The sequence below is a fragment of the Candidatus Defluviibacterium haderslevense genome (assembly GCA_016712225.1).
GTDB classification, from domain to species: domain Bacteria; phylum Bacteroidota; class Bacteroidia; order Chitinophagales; family Saprospiraceae; genus Vicinibacter; species Vicinibacter haderslevensis.
Genome location: JADJRL010000003.1, coordinates 2,744,328 through 2,761,989, shown reverse-complemented (window position 1 = coordinate 2,761,989; position 17,662 = coordinate 2,744,328). Strand labels below are relative to the sequence as shown.

Annotated in this window: 13 protein-coding genes and 1 pseudogene; 10 read left to right on the top strand and 4 right to left on the bottom strand. The window is 32.4% G+C overall.

Annotated features, from left to right (window positions below):
* The first annotated feature begins 425 nt into the window (after window positions 1-425).
* The 7 genes and pseudogenes from IPK88_10850 to IPK88_10820 all read left to right on the top strand — a co-directional run bounded on the left by IPK88_10850 (window position 426) and on the right by IPK88_10820 (window position 6,744).
* On the top strand, window positions 426-1,091 hold the full coding sequence (locus IPK88_10850) for a hypothetical protein (GenBank protein ID MBK8243914.1): 666 nt from the start codon (window positions 426-428) through the stop codon (window positions 1,089-1,091).
* Window positions 1,092-1,320: 229 nt separating this feature from the next.
* Window positions 1,321-2,751 (top strand): T9SS type A sorting domain-containing protein, encoded by a 1,431-nt coding sequence (locus IPK88_10845; GenBank protein MBK8243913.1) that lies wholly within the window; start codon window positions 1,321-1,323, stop codon window positions 2,749-2,751.
* Window positions 2,752-3,138: 387 nt separating this feature from the next.
* Complete coding sequence (locus IPK88_10840) at window positions 3,139-3,507, top strand: nuclear transport factor 2 family protein (protein MBK8243912.1); 369 nt, start codon at window positions 3,139-3,141, stop codon at window positions 3,505-3,507.
* Window positions 3,508-3,533: 26 nt separating this feature from the next.
* Complete coding sequence (locus IPK88_10835; GenBank protein ID MBK8243911.1) at window positions 3,534-3,911, top strand: transcription initiation protein; 378 nt, start codon at window positions 3,534-3,536, stop codon at window positions 3,909-3,911.
* A gap of 13 nt (window positions 3,912-3,924) precedes the next feature.
* Window positions 3,925-4,269, top strand: a complete 345-nt coding sequence (locus IPK88_10830) for a hypothetical protein (GenBank protein MBK8243910.1) — start codon at window positions 3,925-3,927, stop codon at window positions 4,267-4,269.
* Window positions 4,270-5,550 carry a sigma-70 family RNA polymerase sigma factor gene (locus IPK88_10825; protein ID MBK8243909.1) on the top strand — a complete coding sequence of 427 codons (1,281 nt, stop codon included), beginning with the start codon at window positions 4,270-4,272 and terminating at the stop codon, window positions 5,548-5,550. It abuts the gene before it with no gap.
* 981 nt (window positions 5,551-6,531) lie between these two features.
* A pseudogene (locus IPK88_10820) lies at window positions 6,532-6,744 on the top strand (hypothetical protein).
* 137 nt (window positions 6,745-6,881) lie between these two features.
* Here IPK88_10820 and IPK88_10815 read toward each other — a convergent pair.
* Window positions 6,882-7,925 (bottom strand): T9SS type A sorting domain-containing protein, encoded by a 1,044-nt coding sequence (locus IPK88_10815; GenBank protein MBK8243908.1) that lies wholly within the window; start codon window positions 7,923-7,925, stop codon window positions 6,882-6,884.
* A gap of 386 nt (window positions 7,926-8,311) precedes the next feature.
* On the opposite strand from IPK88_10815, the gene IPK88_10810 reads away from it, so the two are divergent.
* The 3 genes from IPK88_10810 to IPK88_10800 are packed head-to-tail and all read left to right on the top strand — an operon-like array spanning window position 8,312 to window position 12,601.
* Window positions 8,312-9,502: a hypothetical protein gene (locus tag IPK88_10810; GenBank protein MBK8243907.1), complete on the top strand. Its 1,191-nt coding sequence runs from the start codon at window positions 8,312-8,314 to the stop codon at window positions 9,500-9,502.
* 20 nt (window positions 9,503-9,522) lie between these two features.
* Complete coding sequence (locus tag IPK88_10805) at window positions 9,523-10,680, top strand: amidohydrolase family protein (GenBank protein ID MBK8243906.1); 1,158 nt, start codon at window positions 9,523-9,525, stop codon at window positions 10,678-10,680.
* A gap of 10 nt (window positions 10,681-10,690) precedes the next feature.
* Window positions 10,691-12,601 (top strand): hypothetical protein, encoded by a 1,911-nt coding sequence (locus IPK88_10800; protein MBK8243905.1) that lies wholly within the window; start codon window positions 10,691-10,693, stop codon window positions 12,599-12,601.
* Window positions 12,602-12,745: 144 nt separating this feature from the next.
* On the opposite strand, the gene IPK88_10795 is transcribed toward IPK88_10800, so the two are convergent.
* The 3 genes from IPK88_10795 to IPK88_10785 all read right to left on the bottom strand — a co-directional run bounded on the left by IPK88_10795 (window position 12,746) and on the right by IPK88_10785 (window position 17,575).
* The gene (locus IPK88_10795; GenBank protein ID MBK8243904.1) at window positions 12,746-13,567 is read right to left on the bottom strand and encodes a hypothetical protein; all 822 of its coding nucleotides are present in this window, start codon (window positions 13,565-13,567) and stop codon (window positions 12,746-12,748) included.
* 232 nt (window positions 13,568-13,799) lie between these two features.
* On the bottom strand, window positions 13,800-14,753 hold the full coding sequence (locus IPK88_10790; GenBank protein MBK8243903.1) for a YitT family protein: 954 nt from the start codon (window positions 14,751-14,753) through the stop codon (window positions 13,800-13,802).
* 383 nt (window positions 14,754-15,136) lie between these two features.
* Window positions 15,137-17,575, bottom strand: a complete 2,439-nt coding sequence (locus IPK88_10785; protein MBK8243902.1) for a TonB-dependent receptor — start codon at window positions 17,573-17,575, stop codon at window positions 15,137-15,139.
* Between the last annotated feature and the right edge of the window lie 87 nt (window positions 17,576-17,662).

The following is a 17,662-nucleotide window of genomic DNA, read 5'->3' as shown; positions in this document are numbered from 1 at the left end:
AGGATGAGCATGCCCAATTAAGCTTTCCTAAAAGCCAGATTAAATAATTTAGGTAGTTCAGAATTTTCTTGCACTCTTTGTACAGGACTATTCCAGGTGTATTCCACGAGTTATCCACGACTAATCCGAAATTTTTCTTGTCGTGGGCGAGAGGGCCAGTATCACTGGGACGAGTCGGCTGATATTGTCTGTAAGACGAGATAATCAATCAATGACATTTTATCTGAAATCTAAGCTATAATTTATATCAAAATCGGAAAAATCCCTACGCTGGTTTAAAAGTTCCCTGCGTTCGTTTAAAAGGTCTTGACAAAAAGGGATGAGTATAATACCTTTGATATTGTAAATTAAAAGAGTAAAATGATAAGACTTAGGCTGACTGATCCTATGGTTTTTAGAACTTAGATAGTTAGATGGTATTTGATATGAAAAAAAGTGAATTATATGTAATGGTCTTTAACATTTTAGCAATTGTTAGTTTTGCTGGTTGTTTTGATCCAGAAGATTGTCCTGATAGATTTCATGTACCTGCTGAAATATTACCATATCATAGAGACTATCATATTGGTGATACAATAACATTAATTTCTAAGTTTGATCGTCATGTTCATGAAATAAAAACCGATAGAAAATATGATATGGTAAATATAGATTGGTTTCCAAACGCATTTATTCAATATCTAGATACGATTGGCTACAACAATTCTAAAATTTCAAAATATTTTAATTTAATTTTGGATAAAAATTGTGATGAATTTCTTGTAAGTTTTAATGATCATAGTGTTATAGATTGCAAGTATTTATATTTCAATGATACCTTTTCATTAATATATAAATTTATTCCAAAAAGGACTGGAAATTATTTTTTATCACAAAAATGCGCAATTGGACCAAATTTCAATGAACAAAATTTTACAGGAAAATGTAAACATGATGGTTATGATGTCATAGTAGATATGAATTCAGGAAAGGATGGAAACATAGATATATTGAAATCAAGTCAAGATTCATTATACAATACTTGGGTATTAGGTGATCCGAAAAGGAACTTCTATGATAGAGGAGGTTTTTGTTTTAGAGTCATCCCATAAATTTGTAAGAAAATACCAATTCAATGAATATAGAATTAACGCCTGTTGGACATTTGGGCTAGTAGTTACATAACTGGACTAACTAACCAGTACTCAAGGGTTTTTAGATATAATATGGAAAATAGATAACCAATTGAATTGGTATTACATTGAATTGCCTGATCAAAATATAGCGGATATGCTTCAAGCCAAACAATTTTTAATTTAATTATATTATTTGAACATACCTATGAAACTACTAGATATTACAATTGTATTTGTATTCTTTTTACCTAAATTTATATTTAGTCAAAGCTTCATCTACAACTCCCCAGCTGCAGAAGACAGCTGGGGAATTATATCGGTACTTGAGTTGCCAAATCATTACTTAATTACGAATAGTGATTATAATCTGACCAGGGATAGTGTTTACTGTAAGATGAGCAGCATTTCTAAAGATGGACATTGGATATCTGATGAGTATTTTGTCTATTCTGCCATTTCAAGATCAGAATTTTTTACAAAAATAAATCAACAGAATTATTTGACCATATTGGCTTTGGACAAAGACCCAAGCATAAATCAGTTTGTTGAAATTAATCTTGAAACTCAAGAGACACTAATTTACCCATTGAATCAACGAATAGATATTACATATAATGATATTTTAACAACTAGTGGTACGACGTATATCTTTCCAATTTTCGATACCAAAAACCAAATACCAAGACTCGTAAAAGTTAATAGAAATAATGGACAGTTAAAGTTCAGTCGTATTCTGAAAGCAGCGCCATTGGATATTAAAATGACTCTAAATAACCAGAATATTATGGTTAAAGGAGGCGGTGATATTGACATTTTTAACTTTAATTTAGATACCATTCTTGTCAGTTATTTTAGTCAATATTATGGTGATCTAGTTGGAGATATTAAACCTTTGCCTAATAAAAATAAATATATTAATTCCGGAGGACAACTCCAGGATGTTTATCATTTTGATCATCAGGATACCGTTGATTTAGGTATATGCTTATTAGATTCCAACTTAAATGTTTTAGAGAACTATACTTTTGGAAGAATCGGAGACACCGTTGATATTCCAGCTAGAACTCAAAGTATTGCAGATACGGAAGGAGGCTTCTATTTTGGAGGTACATCGAATTTCAAAGTATGGACGTATCCTTATGGATTCGAACCTTCTTGGTATATGATTATCAAAACAGATTCTACCTTAAATGTAAAATGGAAAAGGGAATTCGGTGGTGATGCATATTACTTCATGACTGGTATCATTGGTACTTCTGATGGCGGATGTTTAGCTTATGGAACAAGACAGGATACTGCTAAAGGAAACCATAATAGAGATGGTTTTATGATAAAATATGATAAAGATGGTTTGGTTACTTTTACTAAAACCATTCCTTCCGGGGTTAAAAAAAATTTAATCGTCTATCCTAATCCTGCATCGAGTCATATTACCATTAAAGGAATAGATGACTTAAATCATTACAATATAAAAATTTACAACGATGCAGGAATCCAACAAAATGGTTTTACAATTCAAAATAATAAAGACTCCGCTGTCATAAATGTATCCGATTGGTCAAGAGGAATATACATTATTAGTATGTATAACAAAAATGGAATATTAATGGCCTCGGAAAAAATATTGGTAAAATAAATTCGGGAATAAGGTTAGTTTTTGTCATCATTTTTGCAAAAATCAGGCAAAAATGCTGCCAAAAACATTATGCATTTCCATTTTACGACGGATTTTATCCGTCGCAAAAAATTCATCGTCCCTACAGGACTTGCACATGAATAGTTACGAATTAAATAATAATTACCTTACAAAAGGATAAAATCTAGTTACTCCAATGCATTCTATAGCGTAGTTTTCATTTCAGTTGGTTGACCTTCAAACTCCCAATATTTAGCTTTGTGGATATCGTTACACCATTTAGGTTATTATAGACTAAAAATATATTTTAACATCCTGTCCCAATTTCAAACCCTCATTCGTCATTAGGGTGTAATTCAATTATTAAACGCTTAAAAAACAACAAAAATGGCTACAAGCACATTAACAACCCAAGAGGTTGCAACTAGATTAGTGGAATTTTGTCGCAAAGGACAGGTTCTCGAAGCACAGGAAGAGCTTTTTGCAGATGAGGTAACAAGTTATGAACCTGCCCACTCGCCTACACCACCAGCTATTGGAAAAGATGCTGTAATGGCTAAAGGGAGACATTTTGCAGCTTCCATTGAAAAACGTCACGGCGGTTCTTTTGAAGATCCCATTGTTGCGGGTAATTACTTCAGCTTTGTATGTAAATTTGATGCTGATTTGAAAGGTATGGGTCGTGTGGTATGGGATGAGATTTGCGTTCTTGGCGTAAAAGATGGCAAAATCATATCAGAACAATTTTTCTATTAATCAACATTTAATAAAAACAAATAAAGATGAATGAATATTTAATGATTTTCAGAAGTGAACGCATGGATGGCGAAATGCCCTCACCAGAACAAATGCAAATCGTAAAGCAACAATGGCAAAAATGGATTAGTGGGATTGCAAAAAGTGGAAACTATTCAAGTACTAATCGTCTTTTGTCCGAAGGAAAAACAATTCATGGAAATGTCATTACTGATGGTCCTTATATGGAAGGCAAAGAAATGATCGGTGGCTATCTCATCGTAAAAGCCATTTCACTAGACGAAGCCCTTTCTATGGCTAAAACATGTCCGGGACTTGCTATGGGTGGCAAGGTAGAGGTGAGAACCATCATGGCTATCGATGACGATCCGAATTCGAACCAATTTTTAGACCCAAAATCTTGATACCTAGAGAAAGATGAAGGAATATCTATTTTTATTTAGAGGAGGCCTTCAGGAGTTGGAACAACAATCTCATGAACAGGCACAACAACACATGCAAAAATGGGTGCAGTGGATGCGTGATTTGCAAGAAAAAGGATGTTTACTGAATGCCCAACCCCTTGATCATAGTGGCCGCAAAATTACAGGAAGCAAAAAAATAGTTACCGATGGAGCCTTCATGGAAGGAAAGGAAATGGTGGGTGGTTATTTAATGTGCAAAGCCGATCATTATGATTCAGCCATTGAAATGGCTATGAGTTGTCCACTTTTAGACTTCGATAGCGGCATCGTTGAAATTAGACAAATTAAAGAAATGTAATTGAATAGTTCACCCCATAGCATCAATACATTAACAGACCATCTTTTCCGTCATGAATCGGGAAAGATGGTTGCTGTTTTAACCAAGATATTCGGTACAGAAAATTTAGAAACCGTCGAAGATGTGATTCAACAAACTTTTATGGATGCCATACAAGTTTGGAAACTGAAAGGCATTCCGGAAAATCCTTCTGCATGGTTGTTTCGAGTAGCAAAAAACAAAGCGATAGACATCATTAGAAAAAACAAACATTCATTGCAATATGATTTTAACGATAGCGAACGGGCTTTATTGAAATCGGAATATACACTTATGAGCACCATGGACCATTTATGGAAAGATGAAATGATCAGTGATGATATGTTGCGAATGATGTTTGCTTGTTGTCACCAAGATATTTCACAAGAAAATCAAATCACGCTTATACTTAAAACGCTATGTGGTTTTAGTACAGCTGAAATTGCAAAAGCATTTCTGACATCGGAAGACACCATTTCAAAAAGACTTTTTAGAACCAAAACATTTTTCCGCAATCAAAAAATAAAATTGGAAATTCCCTCATCTCATGAATTAAAAAATAGAACCGATGCTGTAATCAATGCCATTTATCTTTTATTCAATGAGGGATATAACTCAACACATTCAGACGAATTAATTCGGAAAGATCTAATCGATGAAGCTAAATTGTTATGTCAATTGTTATGTGATAATCCGCAAACACAACAACCGGAAACGTTTGCACTCATGGCATTGATTTGTTTTCATTCTGCGAGAAGCGACAGCAGATTAACCACAGAAGGTGAAATCATTTTGCTGCCTTACCAAGACCGCAAATTATGGAATTGGGATTTGATTAGAGAGGGAAATGATTTCATGAATAAGGCTGCTGTCGGAAATACTATTAGCACCTATCATTTAGAAGCTGCCATTGCATATGAACACTGCACGGCACCAACGTTTGAACAAACCAATTGGCCACAGATCCTAAACTATTACGAAATGCTTTGCACTATTGCTTATTCACCCATTACAGAAATGAATAGAGCAGTCGCCGTCATGCAAGTACATGGTGCACATGAAGCCTTGCAATTTCTTCAAAATATGGCTGATCATAAAAAATTAGAATCCTATTATTTGTATCACAGTTTACTTGGTGAAATTAAAACAAGGTTACATAACTCAAATGAAGCCAAACAACATTTTGAAAAAGCGATGGGACTAACCCATTCAGATGTCGAAAAGAAAATGTTGAAAGTGAAAATGGGTGCGTTGTTGAATTAGGAAAGTCCCAATACAAAATGGGTTTGATTATTACAATGATTAGAAATATCATCTAATCCATACGAATAATTAAGTCATAGTAAATCATTGCCCTATTTACAACAACCAAGAGTATTCCAACAATTTTTCGATAATTACAATCCTCCAAAATCGATTATTTTTATTTTATACAATGCCCTAATTATGATAAATAAATGGTTAGTATTATCTTTAAATTGTTAAACCAGAATCAGGTTTCTGTCCTTAAATGTTAAAAAATAAACCAAATAGATACCCACCCACACCCAAACAATAAGACCTATGATTTTCAAATTAATGGTTGCAAAGACAAATCAATTGATCAACCAATAAAAACGACCAATAACACAAAAAAATAATATGGATATTCGCAAAAATATACACCACCGTAAGTCTATTCGCCTAAAAGGATACGATTATTCCAAAGCGGGTATTTATTTTATAACGATTTGTTGTGAAAATAGAGCACATCGTTTTGGAAAAATTGCAGTTAATGAAGGGATTGATAAAGCCCAAATGATATTGAATGAATTGGGACAAATAGCATACCATGAATGGGTAAAATTGCCCGATAGGTTTCCGAATATAGAATTGGGAGAATTTCAAATAATGCCAAATCACATGCATGGCATCATAATATTAAACGACGCACCCGTAGGGGCAAGGTTTACCCTTGCCCGAAATGATGTAACATCCCAAAATGATTCAACACCCCAAAATGATTCAACATCCCATAAAAATTCATCATCCCAAAATGATTCAACACCCCAAAATGATTCAACATCCCATAAAAATTCATCATCCCAAAATGATTTTACATCCCATAATAATGTGGTTAATCAAAATAATCCAAATGTTCCAAATATTTCGTTTGCCAATAATGATTTGGGTGTTAATAATGATTTGGATGTTTATAATGAATTGGGGATCAATAATGAATTGGGTTTAGCAACCGCAAGGGTTGCGCCTACGGTATCTGACATTGTTGGGGCATACAAATCATTGGTGGCAAATGGTTGTTTGAATATATATAAATCTAAAAATGAAAAAATGGGAAAAATATGGCAACGTAATTATTATGAACACATTATACGCAACGAAAAATCATTTAATAACATTTCAAATTACATAATTAACAATCCGGAAAAATGGAATAATGATAAATTTAATATATAATGAATTCACCGAAGTAAAATGAATGAGAACTTTTATAGAATATTTTGAAATGCAAAACCCTAATAATGATTTATTTATTTCTAATACTCAATAATAAAATTAGATATTCAAAAAGAATATGCAATAAAAAAGATTCCCTACTTAATCACAATAAGTTTCTTGGTACTTTGCTGTTCATTAAATTGAATAGTACAACTATAAACCCCAACAGGGAGTTCACTAGGAAACCATTCCATTTCATGATGTCCACTTTCCTGGTATTCATTCAACAATTCACTGCAATGCATTCCAGAGGCATTGAAAATATTAATTTTAACGTGACTATTGGATGGAATTTGGTACTTAATTTTTGTGCTATTGTGAACAGGGTTGGGAACAATTTCAATCCATTCATTGGAAGATGCAGTTGGACCTGACACTGAAGTTGGCACGGCCAAAACACTTGTGTTCCATGAGTTGCCTACCCTGATTCCATCAATAAATATTCTACATCCTTCTAAACCGGTCTGGGCATAATTATTATTGATATATACAGATGCCTGACCAGTAAAATCAATACCATTATTTGTTGAACTCAATGGAATGGAAGGCTCAACATTAGGGACCCCAGTTTCAAACGCATATAAACTGGATAAGTCATTATCATTTCCGGCTATTATAGAATATTTTAATACAATAAGATATGTTTTATTAATTTCGAAAACTGAATTTGAATAATCTATAGTACCAATTTTCCGCACACCGAGATTAAAGTTTGAGGAAGGTAATCGTTTGATGTATAATGCTGTATTGAGATTAGTACCTCCAGTATTCGGATTGTACGAAATGCAATATCCCTGTGTGAAAGTAGTTGGCAAGCTGTCTAATTTAAGCATGAAAGACATATACACTGATCCTGAAGTTATTGGCTCGGTAAAATTTCTATAAACGATGTCCCCATTTCCAGAATTACTGATCAGGCAACTATTTCCCTTACCTGATCCGACATAACCCAAATACTCAAGACCAGGAGAAACAACTTTAATATTGTAATTCGTATTGATACCACTTCGACCCCACAATCCTGAATTTTCAAGACTATCTACAGGCATAAAATTAAAATCTTCCGTTAACACATTCTGAGAAAATCCATTTATGCAAAAAGCTAAAACAATGATTAGAGCCAGGTAAATATTTTTCATAAGCTATATCTTTTTAGTAACAATTGTATATATTTGAATTAATTCAAAACCAAAAAAAAGTCAATTGATCTAGTTTCTTCAATGGCGCTAATTTACACACATTATGAAACAAATTCTAATAAATTATTACTAAAAAACACTTTAGGCAGGTCAAATAATAAATTATAATAGATAAAGAGATCTTATTAGCGCTAATTTATTCTAATCAGTTTTATAAAAGATCTAACAAAAGTTATATTTTAAAAAGTTAGAATGATTATAACTTTGCATTTAGGTAACGGTCAAAATTAAAATGTTTCAAATAATCATTTTTTATTACAAAATCATTATTTTTACAAATCCCACCGATGAACTAACCAATTGTAAACCATTTAAACAGAAGTTTTATGCACTTTCCAGTTATTTTTGATGTAGCGATAGGGATCGTTGTTATTTACTTTATATCTTCCCTGATACTTTCCTTTGTGATGGAGTTTGTCATTGTCAGACGCAATTGGCGGGGCGACTTTTTGTATAACAAACTGTCCAACATGTTCTACAGCAGTCAGGGAGGTTTTTATAATATCATAGAAAAGGTTTACCGTCATCCATTGATCTCAAAAATGCAACAGTATGCTTTTAGGCGACCAGAACAAATAGATTCAGCCATTTTTTCGAAAGCTTTTGCTCAAGTATTGAAAGAAGTAGGCGAGGAATATATAAAATGCAAGCCAAAAGAAGAAGATGTAAAAGGTGCTACAAATGATGAAAAAAAACATGATCCAAATGTAGAAAAGAACGTAAATACGAATTTGGCCAATTCTCACTTAATTGAATCGTTACAATCAGCTTTAGAAAATGAAAAATACCTCGATGGGGATGGAAAACGTCTAGTGGAGTCCTTTATGATAGGTCATGAAACGGATCCTGAAAAAATCAATACTAATATCCAGGAATGGTTTATCGGATTTCAGTCCCGACTGGATTATTTATTCAAAAGAGAAGTGAAATGGTATTTGTTTTTTTATTCATTGGCCTTTTGTGTTCTGGCAAATATAGATACCATAAAGATATATCAAAAACTTACCGTGGATGAAAAAGCCAGAGGAAATATGATTGTCATGGCGGAGGGATTTACATCTGTACCTTATGATTCTATTAAAAACAGAATCTTTAACGACTTGCAGGTTTCTCTGAATAAAATGGTCGTTTTGAAGGATAGTTTGAAAAATAGCAATGGAGTAAATGTACCACCAACAGATACTTCAGGAAATCAACTAAGCCAGGTCAATGACACCATCATAATTAAAATCATTCAGGAACTGGAAGCCTCAATCCAAAAAACATATGGCGATGGCTACGAATTAATTGGTTGGACTAAAAAAGAAATAGATGAATTATTTAAAGGCAAGAATATAAAAGTTGGTGATAAAGCTGTATTTTCCAATATCATGTATGAATTGTTTTTTAAATTAATTGGAATCCTGATTTCTGCATTTGCATTGATGTATGGCGCCCCATTTTGGTATGAATACATGAGGTCAATGTTAGCCATTCGGAAAGTCATTAATCCCAATCAAATGACGACTAAGAGTTAAACAAGTAAAAGGATAGTAGTATGAAAACGTATTACAATAGTCATGTTCACATTTTTAGTAAAAAGTGTATCCCTGTTTATATTCTTGGAAACAATTTGTCCTATTTGATTAAAGCCTTAGACTGGCTTCAAATGAATCGATTCGTAATATTTATGCTAAGTGTTTTTAAGGTATTACCAATAACCAGGGAAGCGATACCAAGGCTAAAAATGTTTTTTCGGTCTTTTGCTCAAGGATCACAACATGAAGTTATTGAACACCTATTGTACCAAGAGTATGATCGATTCAGTGAATCCGGATCTTTCAAAATAGTTTTGCTTTCTATTGATTTTGATTCTCAAAATGCCGGATTAGCACCTTTAAACTATTTAAATCAAATCAATGAAATCGCGGAGTACAAAAGATTAAAACCCTATCGCGATAGAATTTTACCATTCATAGGAATTAATCCATACCACACTATTTTTATAAATCTACCTATTGAAAATTTTGTAAAAGAGTACATAGAAGTTCATCAATTTGTTGGAGTGAAATTGTATCCTGCTACCGGCTATTATCCAAACGATTCCAGAATGGACAAACTATGGGAATATTGCGAAAAAAATGATATTCCTATTATGAGTCATTGCACTTGTGGTCGGATACACTATCAGGGAGATGCAAGTGAACGATTAAGAACACCGAGTTTGTTTCCGAATATGACAGGAGACGATCAACAGGTTAATTTTACCGATACAGAAAATTTTAAAGCCTTACTAGTTAAGTATCCCAAACTAAAAATTTGTTTTGCACATTGTGGTGGGATCGTTTTTTCTAAATACAAGCAAAACGAGTTGGAACAAAAACTAATCTCCAAAAATTTTGATTCTCCACGAGTCATTGAATACAAGTGGTACAAACAAGTATTATCATGGTGTCAGAGTACTGACTATCCAAATATATATTTAGACATTTCATGGATTAACCATGACAGAAAGACTTTAGAAGATCTCAGAGATGAAGTTATAAAACATAACATCATGCATAAAGTACTCTATGGTACAGATTTTTTTGTCAATATAGATAAGACCACTGAGGAAGACGCTTACTTATTGTCTAAACAAATATTTAATATGGATATCATTGCATCGGAAAATCCTCAAAAATATTTACGGAGTTTAATTCATGATAATTTGTAAATAAACTCCTATGGCATACGATCAAATTTTTAATAATTACCAATCAAAAAAAGGCGTATCTTGGTTTTCTGCTAGTATTCTGATTCAAACCCTCATAGATTTATATACTTCTAGCAAGGCAAATGATCATAGGGAAGAAGACGCACCGTATGAAGCCTTATACTTAGATCACCTGGAAGATAACTATGAAGATGGTAGTTTTTGGATGGATTATATTTCTGATACAGGAGATGGTTTCAATGAAACATTATCCGTTCTCTATAAATGCCTTCAAGATCAAAAAATTCAAAGCCATGAATTAAGAAAAGGAAATATAGTTTTTTTTGGAGGCGATGAAGTATATCCTGTGGCCTCTTCAGAAAATTATGCCAACAAATTATTTGGTCCTCTCATGACAGCCCAAGGACTTCACAAAGTCACTAAAACAAAGAATGATACATCAGATTCAAAGTCTTCTTGTGCAGAGGATAGAGAACATTATATCCATGCTATTCCAGGAAATCATGATTGGTATGATGGACTTTTTGCCTTTAAAGAATATTTTTGTACAAATAGGCAGTATGGCTCATATTTTACTGGTCAATCCCGGTCGTATGGCGCCATAAGACTTACTAAAAATGTTTGGTTATGGATGTTGGATATTCAATTAGCAGGAAATTTTAATAAAGATCAAATTGAATATTTTAAAAATTTTTGCAATACTAAAAAAACATTTAATAAACATAATAATGAGGAAGAATGGAATGTTATATTAGGAATTGCACAACCATATTGGTTTCAAAAATCGGTAGATAAAGAAGATAAGTTGTTTACGGTTGTAGACCATTTTATTAGTGAATTATTTATTAATAATAATCCATACCTTGTCAACATAGAAAAGCCAGGAAAAAAAGGAACCAAAATTAAATACAAATTAAAAAGGTTTATTAAGCTCAAATTAATACTAACAGGAGATATTCATCATTATACCCGATTCAATTTAAAGCTCAACGAAAAACTAAATACTTATGGATCAGAAAAGAAATTTCAAGCAACCAAAAATCCACCCATTGATCCTCATTTAAACCTAATCACCTCGGGTGGAGGTGGCGCATATTCATATCCGACACATTACCTTGAAGACAAAGTAAACAATAGAGCTTTTCAGAGTAAGATCAATAATCAATCCATCCATTTGGTTAATTATTATCCTAAAGCATATGAATCACATCAAGAAATGCCGACAGCAAGTTACTCTATCATTACGGAAAACTTTTCTTTTATTCTATTTCCATTATTGATGAATATGTTGTGCTGGCTACTTTTTTATAATTACATACCACTATTTATAAATGTGCCAGTTGTATTAAAAATTAATCATTTTCCTTTAATGCTAGGATTTCATGTTTTGGGATATTACGGTTTCTCCTACCTATTAGCTAATGCCTTGGATAAATATTTTCATTATATACCAACTTACCATAAGTTTTCTTGGAATATAATGGTTATACTTTTTGCTTTAATAAATATGGGTATATTTTTATTAGGTGGCTATTTTCAGAATGCGTTTATTAGTACTTTCAAGTATCCAATAAACGATCTTTTGATCCAATTTAAGATTGGAATCTTGTTTTCAATCATTGTGTTTAGTTGTGCTTTGATAAATACTATCTTATTTGGCCTTTATTTATATTTATGCAATTCACTATTTAGACTTCATGACAATGAAGTTTTTTCAATTTCAAAGGTCAATAAATTTAAAAATTACCTTAAGATTAAAATTGATAAAGATAATATTACAGTCTTCCCAATAGGTATAGATCACATTAATAACTCATTACAAAAATCATTTGATAATAAAATATATGATAAATTGCATAAAGACCTTGATCAAACGAAAACAAAAATGATTGAGGAACCGATAGTGATATCATTGAGGTAATGATAAAAATATTAGGTTCGTGCAAATGATTTACTAATTATTAGATCAAAATTATTGATTATAGATTTTACCGTTGAACATTAATATTCTATTTATCAATCAAAATAAATTGGAATTTTATAATACTTTCTTTGATGCTTGCATTTAATTTTCTTTAAAATATATAGATGTTATTCTAAATAAAGTTATTCTCCTTTCATATTCATTCTCAAGACCTTGTCTAATTGCATCAAATATTTTCTCAAATATTTCTTTTAAAGCACAACTTTCTCCTACTAATATTTCATTACTAAATTGTTCGTTTCCAAAAAAAGTTAATCTTATTGGGTTAATTCCATTTCTTACTAAATATTCACCAATTAATTCAACTTGAATTTGGGATAACATTGCGACATCTTTTGATATAGCTTTTTCTCCCCAACGTTCAATTTCAATAGTAATATTTTTATTTAAAGTTAAAAATAACAGTAATGAATCGAGAATGGGAAAAGACCTTTCCATAATATTATCATTGATGCTATCGAATAAAATTTCCTTTGTTGCATTATATTGATCTGTACAAAAAAGACTATCTCCAAAATTAAAAATGTCTGGCAAATCAAAATTGTTGATAAAAATATATTCATCAACTTGCATATTATGCCTATCCAAAATAAATAGGGTATCCCATTCAAGTTTACTAGAATCCGTTCTATAAATTTCTACATCACCATTAATATACTCATAATAACCAGGATAATAATTAATTATAATACTGTCCTCTTTAATACAATAATTTCCTATACTTAAAGTCTTTCCAGTACAACCTGAAATACTGAATTTAACAATGCCAAGGCTATCAAAATTATAATAATGATACAGACTAAAACCTTTCCCAAATTTCCATTCACCAATTACATTAGCTTTCTGTCCAAATGTCTGAGCAGATAATGTAATTAAAGCTATCATAAATAGAATGACTTTCATATCAAAAGTGAGTTATGAAATGGGTATACACAATATTGCTGGCAGTCCAAAATACATATGAAAAACCAACGAAAATAATTTTAACATATTGCAGCAATATTTAAAATTATGATGATCTGAATCATACCTACAATGTTCCAACTTATTAACAAATATTAAATTCGTCATTAATTGAATATGTAATTCAACTAAAAACATGCTTTCATATAAGCACTTGTTAATATTATGCCGATTAATGCTGTAAAGGTCGTTTTTTAATCATCCCGCCTTTGGTATCCTTTACACTATTCATGACAACAAAGGCATCAGGTTCGATTTTTTCAATTTCAGTATTTAATTTATTGAGTTCAAGTCGGGTAATTACTGTGTAAATAATTTCAACATCACTGGTCTCACCGCGTTTTCCATAACCACTTTTGCCGGTATACACCGTTACGCCGCGACCCATTTTATTAATAATCATTTGTCTGATTTCTTCACTTTGAGAAGATACAATTGTTACACCAATATATTCATCGATACCTTCTACAATAAAGTCTAATGTTTTAGATGCAGACAAGTAAGTAATCATGGAATAAAGTGCAATCTCCACACCAAGGAAATAAGCGGCTGCACCAAAAATTAGGACATTGATAACAATAATGATATCACCAATTGTAGCACCAACTTTGCGGCTTAAAAAAATCGCAAGAACTTCTGTTCCATCAATAACAGCACCACCCCGAATAGCAAAACCTATTCCAGCACCAAGGAAGAAACCACCAAAGATGGCCACCAACAAATTATCATCAGTTACATTAGGAAAGCTAACGAAAGCCAATACAAGTGCGAGTCCAGCTATTGCCATTGCCGTTTTAATTGCAAATGGTCTACCCATAACCTGATGCGCAAGAATAATAAATGGGATATTGACACAGATGATAAGAATGTAAAGTGGAATTTTAGTTAAAGCTGAAATAAGCAGTGAAATACCTGTTGCTCCTCCATCAATAAAGTGATTGGTAAGGAGGAATCCTTTAAATCCAAATGCAGCAGAAAAGATACCTAATGTAATGAGTATAAAATTTTTGATCTGTCGTTTTAAATCAATACGATAATTTTTATTTCTATCTACATTTAATCGGGTAACATCCTGATCGGTGTATTCCTGATTTGTATCTCTTTTCTTATCTTTTGCCCTCCTCATAATTAGTGTCCAAAATGGATTAATATTAAATGATCATGGTTTGATGGTTAATCCAAAGGAACTGATCTAGGTCATAAACACCAAACTAAAGTCAAAAATAAGTAAATATTGTTGCAATTATTTGAATGATTAGCAAACTCATACAAAATGATCACATTGGATCAATCTTATTATCCTAGATGATGCAAATCAATCAAAAATTTGTCAGAAATTCATTTGACAAAAAGTATGTAGATAAAAAGGATTAATTCTGCTTGATAAATTCTATTTTATTCTAATAAACAAGGCTCATTTAATTTAAAATTTAAATTGATTTCAAGCTAAAATTATTTTTAATTATACTGAATCATAGCGAGGACTTCTGATCAAAACTAGACTAAAAATCAGGATGAAGCTCTTCGTTTCTCATCTTCGACGCCAGATTGTCTTTGTCTGGCACGTGCAACAGTTGTTTTTCCAAACCGATGTGAAAAACTTAGATTAGCCACAGTGGAATCCCAATTTCTATCGGTGTGAAATTTTTGATTGTCATAGTCTACAATGACTCTGATTTTATTGGTATGTAAAATATCTGTCACAGCAAATTTAATGACGGATAATTTGTTTTTACTTTGTTTTTGGATACCAAATGAAAGTTGGCCAAGGTCTCTAATAATGAATTGTCCCCAGGCCATTTGTGATTGATAGTAATAAGATAATTCAGTAGCCCATCCTTTGGTACCAATGGGTACATTATTTTGGAAACGAGCATACCAACTCAAACTATTGTTTCGCAAATTAGCCGAACCTAATGGACCCTGATAATCATTATAAAAAACAGTAGCATCAAAATTGGATTGTAACCATTTCTTATACTTAATTGGAAAACTTAAGGTTAGCGAATAGGCATTTACATGAGCAATATTTGCAGGAATTTGGTAAGAAATTTTTGTGCTGTCATCTTGCGAAAACACATCAGTGATTTCATTATTTGTTTTACTATAGTTGAAACTTGTGATTATTTTGTCTTTAAAGGTATGGGTAAGGTCAAAGGAATGCGTTAGGCTCGGCAATAAAGATGGATCCCCTACGACATAAGTGTACGGATCTACAAATATTCTAAATGGATGTAATTGTCTAAAAGTGGGTCTGTCAATTCTGCGACTATATGACAATGCGATGGATTGATTTTTTATTTTTTTATAAATGCATGAAAGACTTGGAAATAAATGAGTTAATTGTCTATCAAAATAATCCTCTGAATTGATTTGGTCTCCCTGTGAATTCGTGTTTTCCAAACGCAATCCGAATTGATATTCGAAACCTTTCCATTCATTTCCAATAATGGCGTAGGCAGCATTAATATTCTCCTCATAATTAAATTTACTCGAACGTGTGGAATCATATTCATTCTGATTATTGACCACATTGTAAAAGACAATATCATTTTTAGTTTTGACTAAAGTGGATTTGCCCCCCATTTCGAATTTATATGTGCCAAAAAATTGGGTGTAATCGGCCTTAGCTGAATGCACATAAATATCGCCAGCTTGATTGGCATTTAGTGCATACGAATCAAATAAGATTTGATCCGGATTAAAAAATCGATTTTCAAAATTTTGATTGGAGGAGTTTGAATAATTTCCATAATCCAAATCGACGGTTAGTTCTTGTCCTTTCTGATTAAATTCATGTTTAAAATTTACATTCAGTAAATTATTCTGTTTTTGGTCATCATAGGTATTCGCAGTATGGGTAGTATACAACAATTTATTGTAGGCATCCGTGATGGTCGAATTGGTATAACCTTCCCGATCACTTGAACTTAGTATCGTATTAGCTAATACGCCAATGATTGTTTTCGCATTAAGGTAGAAGTCCAATCCTATTTTTGCGTTGTGATTTCTAAGGGGTTGTTTTGCAAAACTGGTTTGGTCGAAAATGGATAGAACTTGATGAGCGGAATCAAAGAATTGTCTGTTGATATAGAAATTGGTAAAATTGTTGGGTTCGCTGTAATTGTAGTTTCCGTAAAGATTCCATTTTTTGTTCCTATAGTTGGCATTTATACCTCCGCTGGGTTTAAAATATACACCTTGACCTAAGTTAACATTCACACTACCATTAAACCCTTCATTTTTATCTTTTTTAAGTCGAATATCAATGATTCCTGCATTTCCTTCCGCATCATATTTGGATGAAGGCTGTGTAATGATTTCAATTCGTGAAATGGTACTTCCGGAAATACTTTTTAAATAACTGGTAAGATCTGCGCCTGAAAGATTTGTGGGCCTTCCGTCGATCATCACGATGACACCTTGTTTCCCTAAAATCTGGATGGCTATATCCTGATTAACCAGTACACCTGGAGCTTTTTCAATCAGTTCTAAAGCCGTATTTCCAGCACTTGAAATACTACTTTCAACATTCATAACCATGCGATCCAATTTTCTTTCAAGGAATGGTTTTTTATGCGTAATATCAATGGCGTTTAAGTTGATACTTGATGGAGTTAATATAATGTCCGGCAAGTTTAGGGCATTGTTTTGTTCCTTCAATTCCACTTTTGTAGAAAAATGCGATGAGTAACCGATTAGGTTAATATGTAAATGATAAGCTCCCGATTTGATTCCTTGAAATAAATAGGTTCCTTGATCATCCGAAAACGCAGCCTTTGCTAAACTGGAATCGCTGGCAAACAAAAGTTGGACAGCAGCAAAAGAGATGGGTTTTCCATCATTTGATTTTACTTGGCCGGCTATAGAAGACAGTGATTGGGCATGGGTGTAAGAAATAGTAGTAATTAGAAGAAAACACAATAAATGATTTTTGATACTTATCATTTTGAAGATTTGAATAGTGATACAGAATTAATAAAATCAGTTAGTTTTTACTGATTAATAGCACAAATATACGAAGTCTTTCGTATA